Source organism: Pseudomonas sp. IPO3774, assembly GCF_013386835.1.
In the GTDB taxonomy this organism is placed as follows: domain Bacteria; phylum Pseudomonadota; class Gammaproteobacteria; order Pseudomonadales; family Pseudomonadaceae; genus Aquipseudomonas.
In genome coordinates this window covers 17,610-42,528 of sequence record NZ_JACAQY010000072.1, presented here as the reverse complement: position 1 = coordinate 42,528, position 24,919 = coordinate 17,610, and the positions used below count along the sequence as shown (strand labels likewise).

At 63.0% G+C, this 24,919-nt stretch carries 19 protein-coding genes and 2 pseudogenes; 13 read left to right on the top strand and 8 right to left on the bottom strand.

Going from position 1 to position 24,919, the window contains the following annotated elements:
- Positions 1 to 93: 93 nt before the first annotated feature.
- Positions 94 to 996 carry a LysR substrate-binding domain-containing protein gene (locus HYE77_RS31555; protein WP_003209251.1) on the top strand — a complete coding sequence of 301 codons (903 nt, stop codon included), beginning with the start codon at positions 94 to 96 and terminating at the stop codon, positions 994 to 996.
- A 994-nt stretch (positions 997 to 1,990) separates the two neighbouring features.
- On the opposite strand, the pseudogene HYE77_RS31550 reads toward HYE77_RS31555, so the two are convergent.
- From HYE77_RS31550 to HYE77_RS31540, 3 genes and pseudogenes are all read right to left on the bottom strand, one after another.
- Positions 1,991 to 2,561, bottom strand: a pseudogene (locus HYE77_RS31550) (GNAT family N-acetyltransferase).
- A gap of 20 nt (positions 2,562 to 2,581) precedes the next feature.
- Positions 2,582 to 4,836 (bottom strand): annotated as a pseudogene (locus tag HYE77_RS31545) (Orn/Lys/Arg decarboxylase N-terminal domain-containing protein).
- Positions 4,837 to 4,917: 81 nt separating this feature from the next.
- A complete protein-coding gene (locus tag HYE77_RS31540) occupies positions 4,918 to 6,291 on the bottom strand; it encodes a PLP-dependent aminotransferase family protein (RefSeq protein ID WP_177070507.1) in 1,374 nt (457 codons plus the stop codon).
- Positions 6,292 to 6,424: 133 nt separating this feature from the next.
- Between HYE77_RS31540 and HYE77_RS31535 the strand changes: the two genes are divergently transcribed.
- The 5 genes from HYE77_RS31535 (at position 6,425) to HYE77_RS31515 (ending at position 12,604) form a co-directional block, all read left to right on the top strand.
- Positions 6,425 to 6,901, top strand: coding sequence for a carboxymuconolactone decarboxylase family protein (locus HYE77_RS31535; RefSeq protein ID WP_177021461.1), 477 nt, complete (start codon positions 6,425 to 6,427; stop codon positions 6,899 to 6,901).
- Entirely contained in the window at positions 6,894 to 7,334 is a 441-nt protein-coding gene (locus HYE77_RS31530; protein ID WP_177021460.1) for a GNAT family N-acetyltransferase, read from the top strand. The genes HYE77_RS31535 and HYE77_RS31530 overlap by 8 nt, the downstream gene beginning before the upstream one ends.
- Positions 7,331 to 7,954, top strand: coding sequence for an FMN-dependent NADH-azoreductase (locus HYE77_RS31525; RefSeq protein ID WP_003217017.1), 624 nt, complete (start codon positions 7,331 to 7,333; stop codon positions 7,952 to 7,954). Before HYE77_RS31530 ends, HYE77_RS31525 begins: the two co-directional genes overlap by 4 nt.
- Positions 7,955 to 8,013: 59 nt before the next feature.
- Positions 8,014 to 9,162 (top strand): MalY/PatB family protein, encoded by a 1,149-nt coding sequence (locus tag HYE77_RS31520; RefSeq protein WP_102605241.1) that lies wholly within the window; start codon positions 8,014 to 8,016, stop codon positions 9,160 to 9,162.
- Positions 9,163 to 9,256: 94 nt separating this feature from the next.
- On the top strand, positions 9,257 to 12,604 hold the full coding sequence (locus HYE77_RS31515; RefSeq protein WP_177070505.1) for a hypothetical protein: 3,348 nt from the start codon (positions 9,257 to 9,259) through the stop codon (positions 12,602 to 12,604).
- Positions 12,605 to 12,752: 148 nt separating this feature from the next.
- Here HYE77_RS31515 and HYE77_RS31510 read toward each other — a convergent pair whose 3' ends face one another.
- Positions 12,753 to 12,968: a molybdopterin-binding protein gene (locus HYE77_RS31510; RefSeq protein ID WP_003217010.1), complete on the bottom strand. Its 216-nt coding sequence runs from the start codon at positions 12,966 to 12,968 to the stop codon at positions 12,753 to 12,755.
- Between the two features lie 413 nt (positions 12,969 to 13,381).
- Here HYE77_RS31510 and HYE77_RS31505 point away from each other — a divergent pair, with 413 nt between their 5' ends.
- From HYE77_RS31505 to HYE77_RS31495, 3 genes are read left to right on the top strand one after another with little or no spacing between them, the layout of a single operon-like run.
- Positions 13,382 to 14,353, top strand: a complete 972-nt coding sequence (locus tag HYE77_RS31505) for an aliphatic sulfonate ABC transporter substrate-binding protein (RefSeq protein ID WP_177027878.1) — start codon at positions 13,382 to 13,384, stop codon at positions 14,351 to 14,353.
- A gap of 10 nt (positions 14,354 to 14,363) precedes the next feature.
- On the top strand, positions 14,364 to 15,197 hold the full coding sequence (locus HYE77_RS31500; protein WP_177070503.1) for an ABC transporter permease: 834 nt from the start codon (positions 14,364 to 14,366) through the stop codon (positions 15,195 to 15,197).
- A 2-nt stretch (positions 15,198 to 15,199) separates the two neighbouring features.
- On the top strand, positions 15,200 to 15,913 hold the full coding sequence (locus HYE77_RS31495; protein WP_177019626.1) for an ABC transporter ATP-binding protein: 714 nt from the start codon (positions 15,200 to 15,202) through the stop codon (positions 15,911 to 15,913).
- A gap of 144 nt (positions 15,914 to 16,057) precedes the next feature.
- Here HYE77_RS31495 and HYE77_RS31490 read toward each other — a convergent pair whose 3' ends face one another.
- The 4 genes from HYE77_RS31490 to HYE77_RS31475 all read right to left on the bottom strand — a co-directional run bounded on the left by HYE77_RS31490 (position 16,058) and on the right by HYE77_RS31475 (position 19,338).
- The gene (locus tag HYE77_RS31490) at positions 16,058 to 16,993 is read right to left on the bottom strand and encodes a FecR domain-containing protein (RefSeq protein WP_177070501.1); all 936 of its coding nucleotides are present in this window, start codon (positions 16,991 to 16,993) and stop codon (positions 16,058 to 16,060) included.
- On the bottom strand, positions 16,990 to 17,508 hold the full coding sequence (locus tag HYE77_RS31485) for a sigma-70 family RNA polymerase sigma factor (RefSeq protein ID WP_003217001.1): 519 nt from the start codon (positions 17,506 to 17,508) through the stop codon (positions 16,990 to 16,992). Before HYE77_RS31485 ends, HYE77_RS31490 begins: the two co-directional genes overlap by 4 nt.
- An 84-nt stretch (positions 17,509 to 17,592) precedes the next feature.
- Positions 17,593 to 18,213, bottom strand: a complete 621-nt coding sequence (locus tag HYE77_RS31480; RefSeq protein ID WP_003216998.1) for an LpxA family transferase — start codon at positions 18,211 to 18,213, stop codon at positions 17,593 to 17,595.
- Positions 18,214 to 18,261: 48 nt separating this feature from the next.
- On the bottom strand, positions 18,262 to 19,338 hold the full coding sequence (locus HYE77_RS31475) for a sigma-54-dependent Fis family transcriptional regulator (protein WP_177070499.1): 1,077 nt from the start codon (positions 19,336 to 19,338) through the stop codon (positions 18,262 to 18,264).
- 402 nt (positions 19,339 to 19,740) lie between these two features.
- Between HYE77_RS31475 and HYE77_RS31470 the strand changes: the two genes are divergently transcribed.
- The 4 genes from HYE77_RS31470 to HYE77_RS31455 are packed head-to-tail and all read left to right on the top strand — an operon-like array spanning position 19,741 to position 24,841.
- Entirely contained in the window at positions 19,741 to 20,817 is a 1,077-nt protein-coding gene (locus tag HYE77_RS31470; protein ID WP_003216993.1) for an ABC transporter substrate-binding protein, read from the top strand.
- A 14-nt stretch (positions 20,818 to 20,831) separates the two neighbouring features.
- Positions 20,832 to 22,058: a S9 family peptidase gene (locus HYE77_RS31465; RefSeq protein WP_177035539.1), complete on the top strand. Its 1,227-nt coding sequence runs from the start codon at positions 20,832 to 20,834 to the stop codon at positions 22,056 to 22,058.
- Between the two features lie 13 nt (positions 22,059 to 22,071).
- Positions 22,072 to 23,280, top strand: coding sequence for an LLM class flavin-dependent oxidoreductase (locus tag HYE77_RS31460; protein ID WP_177070497.1), 1,209 nt, complete (start codon positions 22,072 to 22,074; stop codon positions 23,278 to 23,280).
- A gap of 4 nt (positions 23,281 to 23,284) precedes the next feature.
- On the top strand, positions 23,285 to 24,841 hold the full coding sequence (locus tag HYE77_RS31455) for an ABC transporter substrate-binding protein (RefSeq protein ID WP_003216988.1): 1,557 nt from the start codon (positions 23,285 to 23,287) through the stop codon (positions 24,839 to 24,841).
- Positions 24,842 to 24,919 lie beyond the last annotated feature (78 nt).

Sequence of the window (24,919 nt, the reverse complement as noted above, 5' to 3'; positions counted from 1 at the left end):
CAAGTCTAGTTGGGGCGCTGCCGTGGCGGGTCTTTTTTCCACGCCCGGGCCTGAGCCATTGAATCCACGTCGCGCTGAACATAGACTCCGGCCATGCGTTTACGTCATATCGAAGTCATTCAAGCGATTTTACAGACCGGACACCTCGGCACCGCCGCCGAATGGTTGCAACTGCCCGTGGCCGATGTGGACGCTACCCTCAAGGATGCCGAGCTGCAATTGGGCTTCATGCTGTTCGCCAGTGTGCGCGGACGCTTGCAGGCCACCCGGGAAACCCTTGAGCTGCAGGCCGAAATCGCCCACCTCTATGCAGCCCTTGAGCCGGTGCAACGCCTGGCCAGCAGCCTGAAGCACCACCATGCCCCGCCCTTGCGCGCACTGTGCACCCCGCCGCTGGCCAATCAACTGCTGCCCCAGGCGATCGCCGTGCTGCGCCGACGTTTCCAAGACACGCCGTGCAACCTCTCCAGCCATTCCACCCGGGACATCGTCAAAAGCCTGCTGCTGCACGAAGCCGACCTCGGCCTGAGCCTGCACGACCCGGAACACCCGCAAATCCACAGCCAACCGCTGGCCCACGGCAAGCTGCAATTGCTCGCGCCCCATGGCTGGCTGAAGCCTCGGCAGAAGTACATTGCGCTACAGGAACTGGCCGGGCAGTCGATGATCGGCCTTGAAGGCCAGGACCCGCTGAGCCGCCTGCTGGACAGCAAGCTGCAAGCCCTGCGCCCGCTGCCGGTGGTGCAAACGCGGGTGCAGACGTATCAGATGATGCGCAGCATGGTAGAAGCCGGGGAAGGCCTGGCGATTGTCGACCCGTTCACCGCCAGCGGAGCACGGGAAGCCGGGCTGGATGCGTGCCCATTGTCACCGCCGATTGTGGTGACCTTGTATGCGTTGACCCTGAAGGGCAGCGAGCCATCGCCCGCCTTGAATGCGCTGCTGGAGATTGTCACCGAGAAGGCTGAAAGCCTGCTGACAAGCACATTGCCGTGAATGTGGGAGCTGTCGGGCCTTGGCGAGACTGCGAAGACGGCGGCACAGTCGATAAAGAGGTTGCCTGACCTACCGCTATCGCGGCCTCGCTGGGGCTCGACGGCTCCCACAGGGGGTCGGGGGAAGTCTGGGAGTTGTGTGCTCGGTCGCAAGTACTTGGGGTGCGCAAATCGAATGTAGGAGCTGTCGAGCTTCAGCGAGGCTGCGAAGACGGCGGCACAGTCGATAAAGAGGTTGCCTGACACACCGCCATCGCGGCCTCGCTGGGGCTCGACGACTCCCACAGGGGATCGGGGGAAGTCTGGGAGCTGTGTGTTCGGTCGCAAGTACTTGAGTTGCGCAAATCGAATGTGGGAGCTGTCGAGCTTCAGCGAGGCTGCGAAGGCGGCGGCACTGTCGATAAAGAGGTTGCCTGACACACCGCCATCGCGGCCTCGCTGAGGCTCGACGGCTCCCACAGGGGATCGGGGAAGTCTGGGAGTTGTGTGTTCGGTCGCAAGTACTTGAATTGCGCAAATCGAATGTGGGAGCTGTCGAGCTTTAGCGAGGCTGCGAAGGCGGCGGCACTGTCGATAAAGAGGTTGCCTGACACACCGCTATCGCAGCCTCGCTGGGGCTCGACGGCTCCCACAGGGGGTCGGGGGAAGTCTGGGAGTTGTGTGTTCGGTCCAAGTACTTGGGTTGCGCAAATCGAATGTGGGAGCTGTCGAGCTTCAGCGAGGCTGCGAAGGCGGTGGCACTGTCGATAAAGAGGTTGCCTGACACACCGCCATCGCGGCCTCGCTGGGGCTCGACGGCTCCCACAGGGGATCGGGGGAAGTCTGGGAGCTGTGTGTTCGGTCGCAAGTACTTGAGTTGCGCAAATCGAATGTGGGAGCTGTCGAGCTTCAGCGAGGCTGCGAAGGCGGCGGCACAGTCGATAAAGAGGTTGCCTGACACACCGCCATCGCGGCCTCGCTGGGGCTCGACGGCTCCTACAGTTGATCGGTGCAGCTCAGACTGCTTCCAATTCTGTCTTGAACAACCGATACCAGAAAATCGCCACTTCGCGCGTCTGCGGATCAATCCCGCGATAGCGCAGGTGGTCGATCCCGCCCATCACATACCCGCAGCGCTCATACAGCCGGCAGGCACCGAGGTTGTTGTTCTGGGTCTCCAGCATCATCCCCGGCAGGTTCTTCTTGCGGCTCCAGAACTGCGCCACGTCCAGCAATGCCTTGGCCACCCCGTGGCGCCGCGCGGGCAAGACCACCGCCAGCTCATCCACATGGGCGAAGCCGTTCCAGTTGGTGCTGACCACGATATGCCCCACGGGCCGGTCATCGAGGTAGGCCATGAACACCGCACTGTCGGCCGCGTCACGGAAGCTGGCGAATTCCTCGGGATCGATGCCGTAGCATTTGCGGTATGGCACGATACGCTCCACCGCCCACTGGTCGACGCGCTTGCCCATTTTCCGGCTTGCCGTAGGCGTTGACTTCAAAGCTGAAGTCGTTCCCCCACACGTAGGCGTCAAATCCTTCGTCAGCCACCCGGACACTGAGGCCCGGGTACTTCGGGTTCATTACAGCTTGCATAAACATCCTTAACCCTTGATGCAGTCGACGGTGTAACAACGACCACTGCCGTCATCTTCGTGTTGCAATCCATGAACATCGGCAACAAAGCCGGGGAAACTGCTATCGAACGTCCTGGCAAACGCCAGGTAATCAATGATCGAGCGAGTCGATTCGGTAAAGCGCTCACCCGGCATGATCAACGGAATGCCCGGCGGGTAAGGCACCAGCATGACCGCTGCGACCCGACCTGGCAAAGCGTCGATGGACACCGCCTCGACTTCGCCCTTGACCAACAGGTCGTAGGCGTCGGCCGGTTTCATCGCGATTTCCGGCAGTACCGTGTACATCCGCTTCAGGTGCTTGGCCGTGGCATTGCTGCGGTAACAGCTGTGCAACTGGTCGCACAGATCCTTCAAACCCAATCCCTGATACCGCGCCGGGCCCTGCTGAAACACCGATGGCAAACACACAGCAAGGCTCACGTTGGCGTCATAACTGCGCTTGAATTCCAGCAGTTCGGTGAGCAGGGTACTCCACTTGCCTTTGGTGATGCCCATGGAAAACAGCACGAGGAACGAATACAGCCCGGTCTTTTCCACCACCAGCCCACGTTCCCAGAGGAATTTACTGACCACCGCAGCGGGAATTCCGCACTCGCTCAAAGCCCCGCCGGCATTCAGGCCAGGCATCACCAGGGTGACTTTTATCGGGTCCAGCAGCACGTAGTCTTCGGCGATATCGCCAAAGCCATGCCAGTCGGCCTGGGGTTGCAGCAGCCAGTCTGCGGTCACCACCCGGTCAATGCCCGCCACCAGCGGCGGCTGCCAGATGGAAAACCACCAGTCTTCAGCGGCGATGTGCTGGCGCAGGTTGGCCAGGGCACGTCGGAAGCTCAGGGCTTCGTCAAACATCTCCTGCAGCAAGGAACGCCCCGCCGGGCCTTCCATCATCGCCGAGGCCACGTCCAGGGAGGCGATGATGCTGTACTGCGGCGAGGTGGAAATATGCATCATGAACGCTTCGTTGAAGCGGTCGCGGTCCAGCTTGCGCACGCCGCCATCCTGCACATGGATCATCGACGCCTGGCTGAACGCCGCCAGCAGCTTGTGCGTGGAGTGCGTGGTGAACACCAGCGGGCTCTCGGGCGTGCGCGAAGTGCCCATGCCATAGCGCCCGGCGAAAAACTCATGAAACGCCGCGTAGGCGTACCACGCCTCGTCAAAGTGCAGCACCTCGACACTGTTGCCCAGTTGCTGCTTGATCAGCTCGGCGTTGTAGCACAGGCCGTCGTAGGTGGAATTGGTGACCACCGCCAGCTTGACCCTGGCCGGTCGGCCTCGGGTCAGCGGGCTGGCGTCGATCTTGGCGCGGATCGACTCGGGGCTGAACTCGCTCAGGGGAATCGGCCCGATGATCCCCAGTTCATTGCGCTCCGGGCACAGGTACAGCGGGATGGCGCCGGTCATGATGATCGAATGCAACACCGACTTGTGACAGTTGCGGTCCACCAGCACCAGGTCATCCCGGCCCACCATCGAGTGCCAGACGATCTTGTTGGCGGTGGAAGTGCCATTGATCACGAAGTAGGTGTGATCGGCGCCGAAGTTGCGCGCTGCCCGCGCCTCGGCTTCGGCCAACGGGCCGGTGTGGTCCAGCAGCGAGCCGAGCTCCGGCACCGACACCGACAAGTCCGAACGCAGGGTATTTTCCCCGAAGAACTGATGAAACGCCTGCCCCACCGGGCTCTTGCGATAGGCCACGCCGCCGCCGTGACGGGGGTGTGCCAGGAATAATTGGAATCCGCCGTGTGCTGCACCAGGGCCTTGAAGAATGGCGGCAACAGGCCATCCAGGTAGGCGCGGGCCGCACGGGCCACTTGCCGGGCAAGAAACGGCACGGTGTCTTCAAACAGATAAAGAATGCCCCGCAACTGGTTCAGCTCGCTCATGGCATCGGCTGGGGCGTTTTCCAGGGTGACCTGCTCACCGAGGGCGAAGATCGGCAGGTTTGGCGCCCGCACCCGCGCCAGGCGGATCAGCTCCACCATGTTTTGCATCAGATGGGTATTTTCCCCGGCGCCCTCGGCGGCAATCAGCATGCAGGCCAGGCCGTGATGGGTCGAAGCCACCAGGCGACCCTCGGCGTAGTCCACCGCCGAAAAGATACTGAAGCCCTCCTGCTCAAGCTCCCGGGCGATGCCCCGGACGCGGTCGCCGGCAACGGTGTCGGCCTTGATGTCGCGGTGTACGATCAGAACCGGGAACTTCAGGTCTTTGTACATGAGCGCTTGGCGTCCTGAGGGCTATGCCTTCAGGGTAGAAGCTCGGGGCCGATGTGGCGAATGAAGATGTTCAACCGGTGTTCATAAAGCGCCGTCGATGACCTCGCGCAACACCAGCGCCGCTTGCACCGCTTGCTGGCGAGTCGCCAGGTTGGTGAAGCCCATCAACAGGCCTTGCTGACCGCCGGGCTCGATGCTCCAGCCCGACACGGCCTGTATCCCCAGCCCGGCACGTGCGGCGGCCGCAGCGACGGCCTGATCGCAGACGTCCACCCGCAGCCGCGCCAGCAGGTTGATCCCGCCGGACTGCTCATCCACCTGCAAAAGCGCCCCGCAATGACTGGCCAGTGCCTCCACCAGAAAGCCGCGCCGCGCGGTGTAGAGCTGGCGCATTTTTTTCAGGTGACGGGTGAAATGGCCCTGGTCGAGAAAGTCCGCCGTGGTGGCTTGCAGCAATTCGGCGCTGCGGTTTTGCAGCACGCCGGCGCTGGCCTCAAAGGCCGGGAGCAGCGCCCGAGGCACCACCAGATAACCCAGGCGCAGCCCCGGGAAGAGCATCTTGCTGAAACTGCCGGAGTAGATCACCCGGTCGGCCGTGTCCTGGCTCTTGAGCGCGGCCAGGGGCTGGCCCTTGTAGCGAAACTCACTGTCGTAGTCGTCTTCCACCACCCAGCCGCCGTGGGCCTGTGCCCAATCGAGCAAGCGATGGCGCCGCGCAGTACCGAGGGCGACCCCCAGCGGGCTCTGGTGGGCCGGGGTGACAATCGCCAGCCGGGCGCCGGGCGCACGCCGTATGCCCTCCTCCACATCAAGCCCGTCGTGGTCCACCGGCACCGGGACCAACTGCACCCCCAGGTGCAGCAGCAGTTGCCGCGCATGCAGGTAGCCCGGGTCTTCGAACCAGCATGGCTGGCCGGCCATCTGCAGCGCATCACACACCAGCGCGAGGCACGCCGAGTAACCGGCACACACGAACACCTGCTCCGGCGAACACTCCACGCCCCGGTACAGCGCCAGGTATTGCGAGATCGCCACACGCAGCGAGCGGGCGCCACGCACATCGCCCATGGCCAGGCTGTTCACATCGACTCGGCGCACTTGCCGGGTGACCAGCCGCGCCCACAGCTTGCGCGGAAAGCTGTCGAGCGCCGGCAAGCCCAACTGCAACAGGCGCGGGGCCGACGCCGGCGCCACGGGTTCGGGTTCAACCGGCAACGACTTGATCGAGCGCTGCGGCAACGCCTCGGCCACCACTGTTCCCGCCTGGCCCCGCGCCAGGAAGAACCCTTCGCTCACCAGCAACTGGTAGGCCGCCTCCACCGTGCCCCGGGCCACCTTCAGTTCCTGGGCCAGGCTGCGCACCGACGGCACCCGCTCACCGGGGCGCAGTTGGCCCTGGTCGATGGCCTGGCGAAAGCGCCGGTAGATCTCCTGGTATTTGGGCAGTGACGACATCGTTATCCGGCTCACAGTGAATCAGCCCTGAAGTCTGATCTTGTCCCAACCCGCTTGTCCATTCTTGGCCCTATTGAGCCGGCGACCCGGCCGCCACACTGACGGCATCACTTCATGAAACAAGGAGCACCCCATGCAACACCGTCTCGACTACGCCCTGGCGGCGCCCGTCGGCTACAAGGCCCTTGGCTCGGTGCACAGCTACATCCACGGCTGCGACCTGGAGAAGGAATTGATTGACCTGGTGTACCTGCGGGTCTCGCAACTCAACGGCTGCGCCTACTGCCTGGACTCACATTCGCGCGACCTGCTCAAACAGGGCGTGAGCCTGGAAAAGCTGATGCTGCTGGCCGCCTGGCGCGAAGCGTTGCCGTTGTTCAGCCCGCGTGAACGCGCCGCGTTAGCTTGGGCCGAGTCGGTCACCCAGGTCGCACAAACCGAGGTGCCGGACGAACACTATGCCGAGGCCAAGGCCCTCTTCGATGACAAGGAAATTGCCGACCTGACCCTGGCTATCGCCCTGATGAACGCCCTGAACCGCGTCGCCATCAGCTTTCGCAAAGTCCCTGCCGCCGTAAAAGCGCACATGGAGCACGGCAACCATGAATGACTCTGTTGAGTTTGTGCACATCGAAAGCGACGCCGACTGCCTGGCCTGCTTTGCCGTTATGCAGCAACTGCGGCCAAAGCTCGAAGACCCGCACGCCTTCGTCCAGCAGATCCAGCGCCAGCGCGAAACCGGCTACCGCCTGCTGGCCGCCCGGGAAAACGGCCAGGTGCTGGGCCTGGCCGGTTATCGCCTGACGGAAAACCTGCTGTATGGCCGCTTTATCTACGTCGATGACCTGGTGGTGGACGCCTCGCTGCAACGCCGACGCCTGGGTGCGCACCTGCTGGACGAGGTACGCCAGCACACCCGCCGCCTGGGCTATCGCTACCTGGTGCTGGACACCGGCATGCACATGGCCCTGGCCCAACGCTTCTATTTTCGCCAGGGCCTGCTGCCACTGGGGATGCACTTTTCACAGGACCTCGGCCAATGACCCGCGCCCTGCTACTGAGCTTCAGCCCCCACGGCAAGGCCGCCCAGACCTTCCGCCTGGCCCGCGCCCTGCTCCGCGAACAGGCACCCGAGGCCGAAGTGGTCGAACGCGACTACGGCGGCCAGGCCCTGCCGGCGCTGACCCGGGAATACGCCAACGCCCTGACCACGCCCGGCGGCCTGAGCGGCCCGGCAACCGAGCGCTCCGAGCAACTGATTGTCGAGCTGGAAGCCTGTGACCTGTTGATCATCTGCACCCCCGTGCACAATTTCACGGTGCCGGCGGCCCTCAAGTGCTGGATCGACCATGTGGTGCGCATCCACCGCAGTTTCACGGTGAATCCGCAGTTTGAGAAAGTCGGCTTGCTCAAGGACCGGCGCACCTTTGTACTGGTCAGCTCCGGCAGTTCGCGAAAAAACCGCGAGCCCGACTTCCTCACGCCCTACCTGCAGGCGATCCTTGGAACCGTGGGCATTCACGCGGTGGATTTCGTCTATCTGGGGGCCATGGTGCGTGGCGCAGCCGCCGTGCAGCGCAGCCTGGAACAGGCCCACACGCAGTTGGCCGAGGCATTTGACCGGCAAGCGGGCGCCCGGGCGGCAATCAGCGCTGGCGCGTAAAATTAATGGCGCTAGAATCAGCGCCATTTCTACGCCCGCCTCCCTGATACGAGCCACCCATGAGCTTTGATTTCGACACGATCCACTCCCGCCTCGGCACCGGCAGCACCAAGTGGAGTCGTTACCCGCAAGACGTTCTGCCGATGTGGATTGCCGACATGGACATCGCCGCACCACCGGCTGTGCTTCAGGCGCTGCACCAGCGCCTCGGTCAACAGATCCTCGGCTACAGCGTGGCCTGCGATGGCGTGCGCGAGGCGATCGTCGCCGACCTGTGGGCCAAGTACGCCTGGCGCGTACAGCCGGATGAGTTGCTGTTCCTGCCGGGGGTCGAGCCTGGTTTCAACATGGCGCTGCACGCATTTGTGCAGCCCGGCCAACCGGTGGTGTTACAAACCCCCAACTATCGCCCGATCCGCCTGGCGCCCGGCCACTGGAACCTGCCGAAGATCGAAGTGCCATTTGAGCTGAGCGCCGAAGGCGAGTACCTCACGCCGTTGCCGGCAATGCGTGAAGCCCTCACCGGCGCCGGGGCGCTGCTGTTGAGCAACCCGCACAACCCGATGGGCAAGGTCTTCCCCCGTGAGGAACTGCTGGCCGTGGCCAGCGCCTGCCTGGACCAGGGTGCGCTGATCGTCTCCGATGAAATCCACGCCGAGCTGTGCTTTGACGGCCGCCGGCATATTCCCACCGCCAGCCTCAGCCCCGAGATTGCCCAGCGCACCATCACCCTGATGTCGGCGAGCAAGGCGTATAACGTCGCCGGGTTGAAGACCTGCTTCGCGGTGATCCAGAATCCCGAGATCCGCGAGCGCTTCAACCAAGCCCGCTGCGGCATGGTCGACAGCGTCAGCCCCCTGGGCCTGGAAGCCACGCGTGCGGCCTACAGCGACTGCGGCGACTGGCTGCAGGCGCTGGTGGCCTACCTGCAAGCCAACCGCGATTACCTGCTGAACGCCGTGCAAACCCGCCTGCCCGGCGTGGTCATGCATGCGCCTCAAGGCACCTACCTGGCCTGGCTGGATTGCAGCGCCCTGGGCCTGGACGACCCGCAACGGTTCTTCCTCGAACAGGCCAGGGTCGGCTTGAGCGCCGGGATTGAATTCGGCGATGACAGCCAGCAATTCGTGCGCCTGAACTTCGGCTGCCCACGGGCCATGCTGGAAGAAGGCATCGCCCGCCTGGAACGCAGCCTGCGTCACCGTTAAGGCGCAATTCACAACTTTTCGCAACGACCGCCGAACCCCTGCTGTTACTGTTTTTGCCGATTCGTCCCACCGGTAACAGCAGGAGTTCCATGGCATGACGACCCAGCCGCTCAACCGCTCGACCGACCCCAAAGCCCTTCCTCTCACACCGCCCAAGTCCGGCGCGGCGTTCCACGTGCTGCTCAAGAACAGCGCCAACAACAAGAAGGTGGAGGCCGGCGACAAAACCGCGCAAGGGCTCGCTGCCAGCAAGGAACAAGGCTATGAACTGGCCGCCAAGGACGCCGCGCCGCCCACCACCCTGGGGGATTACAAGGCCATCGGCCCGGCGGACGAAGTCGGCCCCGGCCTGATCCGCTATGAAACCCAGGACGGCAAGAAAGTCATCGTCAGCGAAAAAGACAGCCCCGAGCTGTTCAAGCAAGTCAGCGCCGACTTCAAGGCACTCTCCGGCGTCAACGCCAGCGAAGCCGCCGGCTACCAGCGCCTGGGCGGCGACGCCACGGCCCCGGAAAAGCTCGGTGATTACAAATCCCTCGGCCCGCCCGACGAAACCGGCCCCGGCGTGATTCGCTACGAGACCCAGGACGGCAACAAGTTCGTCATCAGCCAGCGCGACAACCCGGAGGCCTTCCAGAAAGCCAAGGAAGCCTATGAAAGCTTCACCGGCCTGGGCAGCAGCGAAGACGCCGGCTATAAGCGCGCCAGCGACAACGAAGTGTGGCCGCCCTACGCCGGCACCACCGTCGGCCCTAAGGATGAAGTCGGCCCCGGCCTGATCCGCTTTGAAAGCAACGGTCAGAAAATGGTCGTGGCCCGCGACGACAACCCCAAGCTGTTCGACTACCTGGCAGGCCTGCACGAGGTCTACACCAGCCCCGACAAAAAGGCCGCCGTAGAGTCCGCGCTCAACGACGGCTCGACCCTGGCAGACGCCAATACCAAGGCGCCGGAGCTGAACGACTACAAGGGCTTCGGCTGGATCGAAGGCCAGCAAGGCAATGTGCTGACCTATGAAACCCACGACGGCACCAAGGTCGTCGTATCGGCCGACGTCAGCCCGGAACTGTTCAAGAGCGTGGCCACCGCCCAGGACACCTGGAGCAAGATCCACTCCAGTGAAGACGCCGGCTACAAGCTGGCCGGGCCGAATGACTTCCTGAAGAACACCGAGATCACCTTCGGTTCTCCCGACGAGCTGGGGGACGGCCTGATCCGCTATGAAACGAGCGAAGGCAAGGTCATCGTCTCCAAGGAGCTCAGCCCGCAGCTCTACGACGAAGTGGTGGCGAAATGGGAAGCCTGGAGCGCCGGCACCGTCGACGAGACCCGCGCCAAGTACAACCTGCCGAGCAACGATGAGCTCGACGTGCTCAACCTCGACACCGGCGTGCATGCCGACAAGGACGACGACAAATCGCCGACCCAGAGCGTCAGCGAGCTGGCCACCACCGAACTGATCGACACCTACCGCGCCGGCGTCAAGGACGGCTCGATTCCCAAGGACGATCCACGGGCCAAACTGGTCCGCGCCCTGGAAGCCCAGGCCGCCTACCAGAACGGCCATGGCATCACCGGCTACGAAGAATCCAAGCGCCCGTTCAACACCACCTGGCGCGAGTTCGATGACAAGCAGACCGAGCTCACCTCCGCCGACATGCACGACATCATCGACGGCAAGGCGGTGCAGGAGCAGATCGGCGAGTTGTTCAAGGACCCGACGGTGCAGGCCGACTACAAGACCAAGATGGACGACGCCATCAGTCACCTGCCCAACAAGGACGAGATCAAGCAGAAGCTTCTCGACCTGACCAGCAACCCCGACTATGTGCTGTACCTCAAGGACCTGCAAAAACAGGGCAAGAGCCACGAAGCCCAGCAGGATCTGAGCAACACCCTGACCTCGCTGTCGCTGTTCGACCCGGAAGCCGCCACCAAGGCCGCGCAGAATATCCAGGCCGATGGCCTCACCACCGACCTCAACGAGATTCTCTCGGACCCGAGCAAGATCTCCGACGACAACAAGGAGTTGGCCACCAAGGACCTGTTCGGCCTGCTCAAGGGCGTGCTCAAGGGCAACCTGCTGGACCTGCCGCGCCGCAGCCAGGAAGTGCTGGAGAAATTCCTCAACGAAGGCCTGGAGGGCAAGGAGAAATCCTCGGCCGTGACCAAGGCCCTGGAAGAGCTCGGCGACGTCTACAAGAACAGCGGCACCATCAGCGAAGCCGACGTGAAAACCGCCCTGAGCAAACCGTATATCCCGGTGGCGGATCGCGGCATGCTCGGCGAAGTGTTCAACACCCTCAACAGCAAAGGCATCCTCGGTTCGATGGGCGCCGGCGTCAGCCTGTTTTCGGGGATTTACCAACTGGTGGGCAAAGGCGGCAAGCTCGGCGAAACCCCGGCCCAACGCATGACCATCGCCAAGGACTTCCTGAGTTTTGCCGGCGGCGCCAGCCACTTCGTCAAGCTCGGTGACAAGATCGGCGAAGCCCTGGGCAAGGGCGGCCTGGTGGACTTCCTCGGCCTGGACAAGACCCTGCCGGAAATCTGGGGCAAGGAAGGGGCGGCCGGCAAAGTCATCGACTTCAGCAAACCCACCGAAATCGACTCAAAGGTCAGCAAGGAAATCGCTGCGGCCCTGGACGCGGTTCCCGACAGCCAGTACGACGGCGTGGCCAAGCTGTTTGGCGAGGGCGACAAGGCGGTAACCGAAGCCACCGAAGGCCTCGCCACTCACCTGGATGACGGCCTCAAGGCAGCCGGTGCGGCCAAGCTTGGCGCCTCCCAATCGGCGAAGATCGCCGGTTCCGTGATCAAGGTGTTGGGCCCGGCGACGGACATTGCCGGTGGTTTTGCCGACATTGTGCTCGGCGCCCTGGCGATCAAAAGCGGCGTGGACAGCAAAGACCCGTTGGCTCAGGCCGCAGGTGGCTTGCAAGTGGCGGGCGGTGCGTTCGGCGCGTCGGCCGGGGTATTGGGTGCGGCGGCGCTGTTTGGCGCAGGCACGGCGGCGGCGCTGACCGGGCCGCTGTTCCTGGTGGGCGTGGTGTTGGCGGTGGTAGGCGGAATCATCGGCTACTTCGTCGACCACAATAAAAAACAGAAGGCTACCGAGAAGGAAAACGACTGGTACCGCGACCTGGCCGGCGACGGTTTGCTGCAGGACAACTGGGCCGACAAGGTCGAATACGCCCACTACGAGATCCACCACTACCACGGCCGCGACACGCCGACCGATGACAGCCTGTTCCGCTTCCAGCAATCGGAGTGGGAGCATTTCGACTCCACACCACAAAGCGGCGGCTCGTCGAGCAACCGGCTGGATGGGGATTTGCACAAGGACTACAAGGACCCGAGTGAAACGCCCAAGGCACTGCCGGATGCTTCGGATGAGAAGCCTGGGTCCCGGCCATCGGGAGGCGGGCCTCGGCTCAACTAACTCTCCAACGGCTGTATGCAAAACAAAATGTGTGAGCGGGCTTGCTCGCGAAAGCGGTGGATCAGTCATTGTAGATGTCGACTGTCACACCGCCTTCGCGAGCAAGCCCGCTCCCACATTTGGATTGGGTTCACAACTGGACTCGGGTTTACAGCTTGGCGATCGACACTTCAGTCGACTTCACAAAGGCAATCACTTCACTGCCCACCTTCAATTCCAGGTCACGCACCGAGCGTGTGGTAATCACCGACGTCACGATCCCCGACGCGGTTTGCACGTCGATCTCGGACACCACTTCGCCGATCAGGATTTCCTTGATCACGCCTTTGAACTGGTTGCGCACGTTGATCGCTTTAATGGTCATGTCGGCTTTCCTTTGGTCTGTTGGGTCAATCCGCACGAATGCGCAGGCACTCAAAGTGCCCTATTCGTGAAACCAACAAAAGGAATATATAACTCTTTATTTATTCCATAAAAACATATGCAAGCTGTTGCACAGCCAACAGTGATTCAACAAAGTGCCCGCCTCCCCACTCCCAACCACTCCCCACGTAGCAGCTGTCGAGCCCAAGCGATACTGCGTCAGCGGTCTATCTGACACACCGCGAACGCAGCCTCGCTTGGGCTCGACAGCTGCTACACCAGGGTGCTGCCCTGCCCTGCAAAGACGCTGGCACAGAGACTGCATATTCCTATAACGCATGATGGAACATGCCATATGAATTTTCTGAATATAAGAAAAGCCTTCTCTTTTCCCGCCTTGTCCGGAGCTGTTCCATGAAACCCTTCTTCAATACCCTGTTGGGCGCCTGCGCCCTCGCCTTCAGCCTGCAACCCCTGGCCCAAGCAGCGGAAACCGACCCTGCGCAAGTCAACCTGGACTACGCCTACTACTCCCCGGTGAGCCTGGTGCTCAAGCACTTCGGCTGGCTTGAAGAAGCGCTGCCGCAAACCAAGGTCGGCTGGGTGTTGAGCCAGGGCAGCAACCGTTCCCTGGAATACCTCAACAGCGGCGGCGTCGACTTCGCCTCGTCCGCCAGCCTGTCGGCGGTGCTCAGCCGGGCCAATGGCAGCCCGATCAAGTCGGTGTATGTGTACAGCCGCGCCGAGTGGACTGCACTGGTGGTGCGCAAGGACTCGACGTTCAACAGCGTCAGCGACCTCAAGGGCAAGAAAATCGCCGCCACCAAAGGCACCGACCCGTATCTGTTCACCCTGCGCAGCCTGCAGAAAGCCGGCCTGAGCAAGGACGACGTGGAGCTGGTGCACCTGCAGCACCCGGACGGCCGTACCGCCCTGGAGAAAGGTGATGTGGACGCCTGGGCCGGTCTCGACCCGCACATGGCCGCCAGCGAAATCCAGGCGGGTTCGCGCCTGCTGTACCGCAACAAGGACTTCAACAGCTACGGCGTGGTCAGCGTGACCGACAAATACGCCAAGGAGCATCCACAGACCATCGCCAAGGTGCTCGGTGCCTATGAAAAAGCCCGCAACTGGGCGGTGAAACACCCCGACGAATTCGCCAAGCTGCTGGCCGACGAATCCGGCCTGCCCCTGGACGTGGCCAAGCTGCAATTGTCGCGTACCGACCTTAGCAGCCCATTGCTCACTGCCCAGGACGTGGTGTCGTCCAAGGCGGCCGCGCCGATCCTGGTGTCGGAAGAACTGGTGCGCCGTGGGGTGAATGTGGATCAGGTGATCGACCAGTTGATCGACCCAAGCTTTGGCCAGGCTTTGCCTCGTCCATAAGGGGAGCGTCATGAGCAGCAAAAGCGAAACCCTGCCCGTCGCACTCGCGCCAACGCTCACCGTGCAGCGCAGCGCCTGGCCGCGGCGGCTCAAGGGCCTGGCGTTGCCGGTGTTGATCCTGGTGATCCTTGAAGTGGTGGTGCGCATCGGCTGGCTGCCGTCCTACCAGATGCCGGCGCCCAGCGAGATCGCCGTGACCCTCACCGACCTCGCCGAAGGCGCGCTGTGGAAACACATCAGCGCCAGCCTGTTGCGGGTGCTGCTGGGGTTCGCCATTGGTGCCAGCCTGGCGTTGGTGTTTGCCGCCTGGGTCGGCTTGAGCCGCGAAGCCGAGGCGTATCTGGAGCCGACCTTCGCCGGCCTGCGCTCGATCCCGAGCCTGGCCTGGGTGCCGCTGTTGCTGCTGTGGCTGGGCATTGATGAGACCTCGAAGATCGTGCTGATTGCCATCGGCGCGTTCTTCCCGGTGTACCTCAATGGCGTCGCGGCCATTCGCGACATCGACCGCAAGCTGGTGGAAGTCGGGCAGATGTATGGCTTCAGCCGCACGCGCCTGGTGCGTCGCATCCTGTTGCCTGCCGCCCTGCCCGGCCTGTTCACCGGCTTGCGCAGCGGCCTGAGCCTGGCGTGGATGTTCCTGGTGGCGGCCGAGTTGATCGCCGCGACCAGGGGCCTGGGTTACCTGCTCAGCGATGGCCGGGAAACCTCACGGCCCGACATTGTGCTGGCGGCGATCATCGTGCTGGCGCTGCTGGGCAAGATCAGCGACGGCCTGTTGGCGGCCCTGGAAAAACGCTGCCTGGCCTGGCGCGATACCTTCAACGGCCAAGGCCCGGAGAATTGAGCATGAGTGAAGCGCTACTGGATATTCGCGTCGAGCGGAAAAACTTCGGCGCGACGACGGTGCTGACCAACGTCCATTTGGCCTTGCAGCCGCGGGAAGCCGTCAGTTTGCTGGGCCCCAGTGGCTGCGGCAAAAGCACCTTGCTGCGGATCGTCGCCGGGCTGGAAAAGGACTATCAGGGGGAACTGCTGCAAGGCGGTGGTGAGGTCGCGTTTGTATTTCAGGAGCCACGCCTGATGCCGTGGCTGACGGTGGAGCAAAACATTGGTTTCAGCGATGACGTTGGCTATGACAAGGCCTGGGTCGCGCAGTTGATCGATGAGGTGGGGCTTACGGGTTTTGGCCAGGCGTTGCCCAAGGCGTTGTCTGGCGGGATGGCGCAACGGGTGGCGATTGCTCGCGGGCTGTATTCACGACCGCAGGTGCTGTTGCTGGACGAACCGTTCAGCGCGGTGGATGCGTTTACCCGCATGAAGCTGCAGGACCTGCTGCTGCAATTGGCCGAGCACCACGGGATCGCCCTGCTGCTGGTGACTCACGATGTGGACGAGGCGCTGTACCTGAGTGACCGGGTGTTGGTGATGGATAACCGGCCGAGCAGTATTCGCCAGGAGCTGGCGGTGGAGCTGGTGCATCCGCGGGATCGGCGGGATCCGCTGTTGGCGCGGCTCAAGGCACTGGCGTTGACTGAGCTGCAACGGGCGCATGTGATCTGAAAGGCACGTGTTGAGTCCGCCCAAAATCAAAAGCTGAAGCGGGCACGGTTCAAATGTNNGGTCGTTAACGATGACGCGGGCATCCTGATTCAACGCGGCGCTCTCAGGTTCTTCGCGAGCAAGCCCGCTCCCACAAGGATCGCATCAAGCAGCCGATTTACGCGGCGTCAACGTCACCCAATACTGCGTACGGGACTGCACTTGCAGCGGCATCGTCGACGCCAGCAACGCAAGAATTCGATCGGTATCGGCCAACTGAAAACTCCCAGTGACCCGCAGCGCTTCAAGGCTCGGGTCCCAGCGCAGCACACCCGGCCGATACCGCTCCAGCTCCCGCAAAAAATCACCCAAGAGCTGGTTCTGCGCAGTCAGCACACCGTCGCGCCAACCCAATTGCAACGCATCAAACCCCACCGCAGCGCCCATCCCCGACGCCTGCAACCGTGCCTGCTGCCCCCCCTGCAATGTCGCCACTTGCCCACGCAGGTCCTGCACCTGCACCGCGCCCTTCAACACCGACACCAAACACCCGGAAGACAACTGCCGCACACACACTTCAGCCTGGCTGACGATCACTTGGCCATAACGCGTCTGCACCGTCAGCGTACCAGCCCCCGGCACCGTCAACGCCATCTCCCCTTCCACCAGCGTCACACGGCGCCGGGCCGTATCCACGTCCACCGCGCTCGCGGTATTCAGTTGCAGGCTGCTGCCATCCAACAGCGGCACTCGCTTGCGTTCGCCAGTGGCGGTGTGCAGGTCGGCGCGCCACACGTCGATAGGCAATTGCCGGCTGAGCAACCACGCGGTTGGCAACAACGCGGCGACGCCCAAGGCACGCTTGAGTACTGCACGCCGTCCCGGTTGCGGACGATCAAGGCTGGCCATGGCCAACGCTGGCGGCAAGTCGGTAAACCGTTGGCGCAGCGATTGGGCTTTTTGCCAGATCTGCTCATGCTGGGGATGGCTGTCACGCCACTGCTGCAGGCGGGCGTGATCTCGTTCGGTGGCGCTGCCGGACTCCAGCAACGCCAGCCATTGCGCCGCCGCCCGGGCGAGATCCGGCGCAGTACGGCTCACAGTTCCACCAGCAGGCAATGCTCGTAAGCCTGGGCCATGTAGCGCTTGACCGTACGCTCGGATACCTTGAGCCGCTCGGCAATCTCCCGATAGGCGAGTCCTTCCAGCTGGCTCCAAAGAAACGCGCGGCGCACTACCGCCGGCAAACCGTCGAGCAATTCATCCAGGGCTTGCAGGGTTTCCAGCAGCAACCAGCGTTGCTCCGGCGACGGCACGCAAGCCTCCGGCAACTGCATCAACGCATTGAGATACGCCTGTTCCAGACTGCGCCGCTGGTGAAAATTCACCAGCAAGCGCTTGCCCACCGTTACCAGATAGGCCCGGGGCTCCTGCAATTGCGCAATCGGCTGCGCGCTGGCCAGCACCCGCAGGAACGTGTCCTGGCTCAGGTCGGCCGCATCCCAGGCGTTGCCCAAGCGGCGCCGCAGCCAGCTTTCGAGCCAGCTGCGGTGGTCGCGATACAACGTGTGAAGGCTGGGTTCAGCGAGGTGCGTCGGCACTACAGCATCATTCATGGCAAGTAACCTGCGCGGCGCGAGTCAGTCTCAAATGAGATTCATTCTATTTAATAACCTGCCGGCGTACCACGTTCTTTTCGACTAACCGTTGCCCACTTCTCCATCGAACAGTTGACCGCGCCCCACCACACGACCTGAACCGAGCACCGCACCCGGCGCCAGCACGCCATTGGCTCCCACCCGGCACTGATCCCCAAGCAGCGCGCCAAACTTGTCACAGCCGGTGCGCTGCAACTGCCCGTCAATGCGCACCTGCACTTCCTTGTCGTCACGCTCGTTCCGGTAGTTGGCCACGATACTGCCGGCTTCCAGGTTAACCCCGCGGCCCAATACCGAATCACCGACAAAGTTGAAATGCGCCAACTTGCTGCCGCTGAAGACAAAGGACGTCTTGAGCTCGGCACCCGGTCCGAAGATGCAATATTCATCCACCCAGCAACCGCCGCGAAGGTAGGCACCGGCAGCGATAAAACAGTGGGCGCCGATGATCAGCGGCGATTTCAAAACAGCGCCCGCCTCCACGACCGCAGTACGGTGCACGGCAATCTCGTCATGAATCTCATAGTCATCATCAGAAAGCCCCGCCAGCAATTTGCGAACGATTTCCGGCGCCTGGGTCACCAACTCCCACGGCGCAAGATCCACCCAGGGTGCCAGCGGCGAACGGGAAAAATCAGCGATGTAATCGGTCAGTCGAATCAACGTCGAGCCCTCTACAGATCAGAGAAGCCCGAAACGCTAACACCCCCGTCACTGCCCGTCGAGCAGCACCGGTTTGCCCAACTCGCCGATCTTCTCCAGCCGCGCCCACACGATGTTGCGGCTGATATTCAGCAGGCGCCCGGTCTGCAACTGGTTGCCATGGCAATAGCGATAGGCCGCGCGAAAGATCGTCTCTTCGATGTGCTCGTAGAGGTCCGGAATGTTCTGTTCGAACAACGCAGTGAGCGCCGCCTCCAGGCTCACCGGCCCAGTGATCGCAGGCGCGGCCTGGTTCGCCTCGTCCTGGCGAATGCCGGAAGAACGCATGTCCACCAGGTGCAAATCCGGCGGCTGCACCAGTTGATTGCGGCACACCAGCAACGCATGGTGAATGGCGTTTTCCAGCTCGCGAATATTCCCCGGCCAGCTGTGTTCCAGCAGCTTGCGCTCGGCATCGATGCTCAGTGACGCGCGGTTGTAGCCGAGGCGCTGGCAGTGCTCTTCAAGAAAAAATTCCGCCAGCGGCAGGATGTCGCCGGGCCGTTCCCGCAGGGGCGGCAGGCGGATGGTGGCGACGTGCAGGCGGTAGAACAAATCCTCACGAAAATGCCCCGCCACCACCGCGTCGGCGAGGTTGACGTTGGTGGCCGCCACCAGCCGTACGTTGATCGGAATCGGTGTGCGCGAGCCCAGGCGCACCACTTCTCGCTCCTGCAACACCCGCAATAATTTGACCTGCATGTTCAACGGCAAATCGCCGATCTCATCCAGAAACAGCGTGCCGCCGTTGGCCGCTTCGAACCAGCCGGCCTTGTGGGTGGTGGCGCCGGTGAATGCGCCTTTCTCGTGGCCGAACAACTCACTTTCCACCAGGGTTTCGGCGAAGGCGCCGCAGTTCACCGCCACAAACGGTTCACGCCCGCGACGGCTCAGGTGATGGATATGCCGCGCGACCAATTCCTTGCCGGTGCCGGTCTCGCCGATGATCAAGGTGTTGGCCTCACTGGGGGCCAGGCGCTCGATACGCGCCAGCAATTCCTGTGAGCGCGGGTCCTTGAAGACCAGCACGGTGGCGCGCACCGACTTGGTCAATTCACGGGCATTGGGATGGGTGATCAGCGACATGGTGCATTCCTGGCAGTAAAAGCGCGTGTCAATAGTGCATGAAGTTTTCTATACCATTTAATTATTAATTAATATTTATATATTCCCAAAAAGAATATGCCAACACGTCGCACCTCGCCTGCTGCTGGAGCAGCAATCAGCCAGCACCTGCGTGTGTGCAGATCAACACCAAGCCGTTGCCAGGCAGTCCTTCGAAAACCCGCAAAGCCACGTTCTACAAGGCGTGCAGCGCGTTTTTCGGCTGATGGCATGCAATCTGCTCTCTCCCTCTCAACGCCACCTGCCCTGTAGGAGCTGGCTTGCCAGCGAAGAGGCCCTAAAGCCTTGCACCGACTAAACGGACGCTTTCGCCGACAAGCCGGCTCCTACAGGGGGTCGCGATCACTTAGCAGGGAGATCCCAATGAAAAGATTCTGGCGCAACAGCATCGCCACCATGTTCGCTGTGCTGGTCAGCACCGGCGTGCTGGCCGAACAGGCGCCACCGGCGTCGGTGAAGATCGCGATCGTCGCCTACACCCAGGGCGGCAAACCGGTGTTCGGCGGCATCGCCGGGCGCGTCATCGAAGACGGCTGGCTCGAAGCGCAACTGCGTGAGCGCGGGGTCAAGCTGGAGTGGATCGCCCTGCCCCATGCCGGCGCCGGGCCGCAGATCAACGAAGGCTTCAGCAACAACAGCCTGGACTTCGCCGTACGCGGTGACCTGCCCTCGGTAATTGCCGGCGCCGGTGGCGTACCAGGCAAGCTGATCGTGCCCGGTGGCAGCGGCAACAATATTTACCTGGTGGTACCGGAAGGCTCCGCCGCGAACACCATCGAAGACCTCAAGGGCAAGCGCCTGGCGCTGCATCGCGGTCGGCCATGGGAGTTCGCCTTCAGCAACTTCCTGGCCAGCAAGGGCCTGAAGCTCGACGATTTCAAGATTGCCAACCTCAACCCGCAAGTCGGCGCCGCGGCTGTGTCTGCCGGCAAGGTCGACGCAGCAGTGTTGCTCAGCGAGGCCTATGCCCTGGAAGACAAAGGCGTGGGCAAGATCATCTGGTCGACCAAGCAAGGCAGCAACGACTGGCGGCTGGTGTCCGACCTGTGGGGCACCGAGACCTTCGTACAGCAGCACCCGGATATCACCCAATTGCTCGCCACCGCCTGGGTGAAAGCTGCGTGGTGGATTTCCCAGCCACAGAACCAGGACGCCTATTACCAACTGTCATCCCGCGCCGGCACCGCCGAGAGCGTGCTGCGTCGCGACGACCAGAACGACCCGGTGGCCTGGAAGGATCGCTGGGCGCCAAAAAGCGACCAGCAACTCAAGGCTCATTACCAGGCCCTCACCACCTACGCCCTGGCCAATCACCTGATTCGCGACACCTACGACATCGGCCCGTCACTGGCCACCGGCTTTACCAACCAGGCCCTGATCGACCTGAAACTCACCGACTACTGGCCGGCCCTGCGTGGCCAGGTCAGCACCAATCCGTAATAGGGAAATTGAGCATGAAACTGCCGCACTCCTTTGCCTTCGGCCTCAGCGTCCTGGCCCTGTCCATGAGCGTGTTTGCTGCCGACACCTACGCCCCCAAACCTGACCCGCTGCAAGGTGATGGCCGCGTCTCGGCTTTCTACACCTGGGAAAAAGCCATCCCGGCCGTTCCCGGCAAACTGCTGCGCAGCGAGCCGCTGGACAACACCCTGAGCCTGGCCAATGCCGCCAGCGCCCAACGCATCCTGTACACCTCCACCGACGGCATCGATAACAAGACACCGATCGTGGTGTCCGGCGCGTTGTTCCTGCCCAAAGGCACGCCGCCTGCCGGTGGTTGGCCAGTGGCGAGCTGGGGCCATGGCACCGTGGGCGTGGCGGATGTGTGTGCGCCGTCGTGGCAAGGTCGCTCCTACCGTGACGTGGCCTACCTCAATCGCTGGCTGGCCGAAGGCTTTGCCGTCGTCGCCACCGACTACCAGGGCCTCGGCGTACCCGGTGGCCATCCGCTGCTGAACAGCCGCATGGCCGCCTACGGGATTCTCGACGCCGCCAAGGCCGTGGTGGCCGGGGTACCCGGGCTGGCCGACAAAGTGCTGATCGTCGGCCAGTCCCAAGGCGGTGCCGGCGCCTTCGCCGCAGCCGCCTATGCCGCCACCTACGCTCCGGACCTGGGAGTGAAAGGCAGCATCGGCACCGGCGTGATCTACACCCTCGACTACGCGAAGAACCCCAGCGAGGAAGTGCGCAACAAGGTCGATCCCACCCTGGCCTACGGCTTCTACACGTTGCTCGCCGCCCAGCAATACGACCCGAGCATCAACCCCGCCGACTTCTATACCGACAAGGCCCTGCCGATTTTCGAGCAGGCCCGTACCAGTTGCCTGTTCGCCCTCGAAGGCGATGTCGAAGGCCTCGGCCTGAGCATCGCCAACACCAAGAAAGACTACAAGGGCAAGCAACTCGCGCCGTGGCTGGCGCAGGTGTCTTACCCGACGCTGAAAACCTCGAAGCCGATTTTCATCGGCACCGGCGCCGAAGACACCACGCCGGCCGCCGCGACCCAGGTCAAGCTGATGCAGGACGCCTGCAAGGCTGGCTCCATCGTCGAAGGCCACCTGTACAAAGGCCTGGGCCACAGTGCCACGGTCAATGCATCGCTCAAGGACTCGATCCCGTTTGCCCACAAAGTCATCAACGACCAGCCGATCACCCCGATCTGCGCCCCCACCGCGCAATAAGCAGGAGGCTTGCATGAGCATCGAATTCTTTACCCGCCTGCCCTTGCACGGCGAAACCCAGTTCCTGCCCGGCGACCCGCGCAACCGGGGCGACTGGCATCGCAGCGGGCCCAGCACCGGCGCGGTGTCGGGCTTCAGTGTCGGTGATCATTTCACCTACATCGACTACCTCGGGCAAATCGCCAGGGCTGCGGAGATCAACGGCTTTGGCGGCGCACTGATGGTCAACGCGCCCACCGGCGAAGAACCGTGGACCGTCTGCGCGCTGCTGGCCCGGGAAACCCGTACCCTGCAATTCGTCACCGCCTTCCAGCCTTACCACTACACCCCGTGGGTGGCGGTGCAGCAGGCGGCGACCTACCAGCGGGCCACCGGCAACCGCCTGGTGTGGAACATCATCAACGGCGGCTCGGACGTGATCCAGCGCCAGGTCGGCGACTTCAGCGACCACGATGAACGCTACGAACGCGCCACCGAATTCATGGACGTGGTCAAGGGCTTCTGGCACAACGAGTCCTTCCACTACGACGGCAAGTTCTACAAGGCCGACGGTGGTGGCCTGCGCGGGCCATTGAAGAAAGCCCAGTTGCCGCTGATCTGCACCGCCGGTTCGTCCATCGCCGCCCGGGAGTTTGCCGCCAAGCATGCCGACTTCTACCTGATGCGCGCCGAACACCCGGACGAAATCGCCGCCCTGATCGCCGACCTGCGCGAGCGCGCGCTGAAATGGGGCCGCACTGACATTCGCTTCGGCCTGTCGATTGACGTGATCACCCGGGAAACCGAAGAACTGGCCCGCACCGAAGCCAAACGCTTCTTCGACGAAGGCATCGCCCGCGGCGCGGTCAAGGCCGTGGCGGCCCACGCCGGGTTGCGTACGGCGCGCAAGCTCAGCTACGAGCACGGCTTCAGCGAAAAAACCGAGACCCAGGGCTTCGATGACTTCTTCATCCACCCCAATGTATGGACCGGTTTTGGCTACATCGGTATTCCACCGGGCTGTGCGCTGGTGGGCAGCTACGAGAACGTGGTGGCGCGGATTCGCGAGTACAACAGCATCGGCATCGACCTGTTCTTCCTCGCCGGCTATCCGCACCTGGAAGAAGCCTACCGCCTCGGCGAGCACATCCTGCCGCACTTTCGCAGTGAACGCGCCGAGTTGAGTCGTCCCCAGGAGCCGGTGTTGGAACTGCGCTCCGCCAACGGCCCGGCCGGAGTCTGATGCCATGAGCCTACTGCTTAGCCGTCGGGACTTTCTCGGCTACAGCGTGACCGTCGGCGGCGGCTTGCTGCTGGCCGGTTGCGGCCCCGCTGACACGCCCAAAAACGTCACCGGCAACGATCAACCCCGCTACGGCGGGCGCCTGCGCCTGGGGATTCTCGACGGCAACCAGAGCGGCAACCTCGATGCCCACAAACCCATTGGCAGCGGCATCGTTCGCGGCTTTGCGTTGTACAGCAAGCTCTGGGAATGGGACGAGCAGATGCAGCCGCGCCTGGCTCTGGCCGAGTTCGCGGAGCCGAATGCCGACGCCAGCAGCTGGACCCTGCGCCTGCGCCCCGGCCTGGAATTCCACAACGGCAAGACCATCGACGCCGACGACCTGATCTTCTCGATCCGCCGCCTCACCGACCCGCAGCTGGCCTCGCCCTACGCGGCGCTGCTGCACTGGGTGGACCGCGACAACCTGGTCAAGCTCGACAACCGCACCGTGCGCCTGAGCTTCCGGGAGGGGCGTAGCTACATGCCGCTGGCAGAAACCTGGGTCAATTTCGGCGGCATCGTGCCGGTGGACTACCACCCGGTCACCAACCCGGTGGGCGCCGGCCCCTACAAGCTCAAAAGCTTCACCCCCGGCCAACGCTCACTGTTTACCCGCTTCGAGAACTACTACAAGGACGGCAAGCCCTACGCCGATGAGCTGGAGATCATCGACTTCAAGGATCAGGTCTCGCGCCTGGCCGCCCTGCGTTCCGGGCAAATCGACATGGCCAACGTGATGCCCACCGAGCAGTTGCCGATCCTGCAAAAGGACCCGCGCCTGAAGGTGATCACCTCGGTGACCGGTAACTGGCTGTCGTTCGACATGAACCTCGACAAGCCGCCGTTCAACGACCCACGGGTGCGCGAAGCGTTTCGCCTGATGGCCGACCGCGAAGAACTGGTGCGCCGCGCGTTGAATGGCCAGGGCCGGGTGGCCAATGACCTGTATGCGCCCAGCGACCCGACCTTCAACCACGACCTCGGGCCACGCCCCTACGACCCGCAACGGGCGGCGCAACTGCTCAAGGACGCCGGCCAGGAAAACCTCGAGGTGGAATTGATCACCACTCCGGGGCCTGGCTTGAGTTCGGCGCTGGTGCTGGCCGAGCAGGCCAAGCGCATTGGCGTGACCCTGAAGGTCAAGCAGGTGGACCTGGCGACTTTCCAGGGCCCGTTGAAAAACGACTGGCCCCTGAGCACCGGCGGCAGCATCGGCGCGCCGTTCCTGGCCAGTGCGATCCATACCGACGCGCCGTTTGCGGTGTCCAACAAGACCCACTTCAACGACCCGCAATTCAGCGAGCTGTTCCTGGCCGCCATGGCCCAGCCCGACCTGGAAAAACGCAAGGCCCTGGTGCATCAGGTCCAGCAGATCCAGTACGAGCGCGGCGGGATGCTGATCTGGGGCTACGCCGACTTGCTCGACAGCGTTTCCACCCGCGTCGGCGGGGCGCAGTCGGAAGAGTCGCTGTTCAGCACCTGGCGCTTTGAAAAGCTCTGGCTCAAAGACACGGCCTGACCCACTTACACCGCATCGCCCTGTAGGAGCCGGCTTGCCGGCGATGGCGTCCGGTCGACCGGCGCAGGGCCCAAGGGC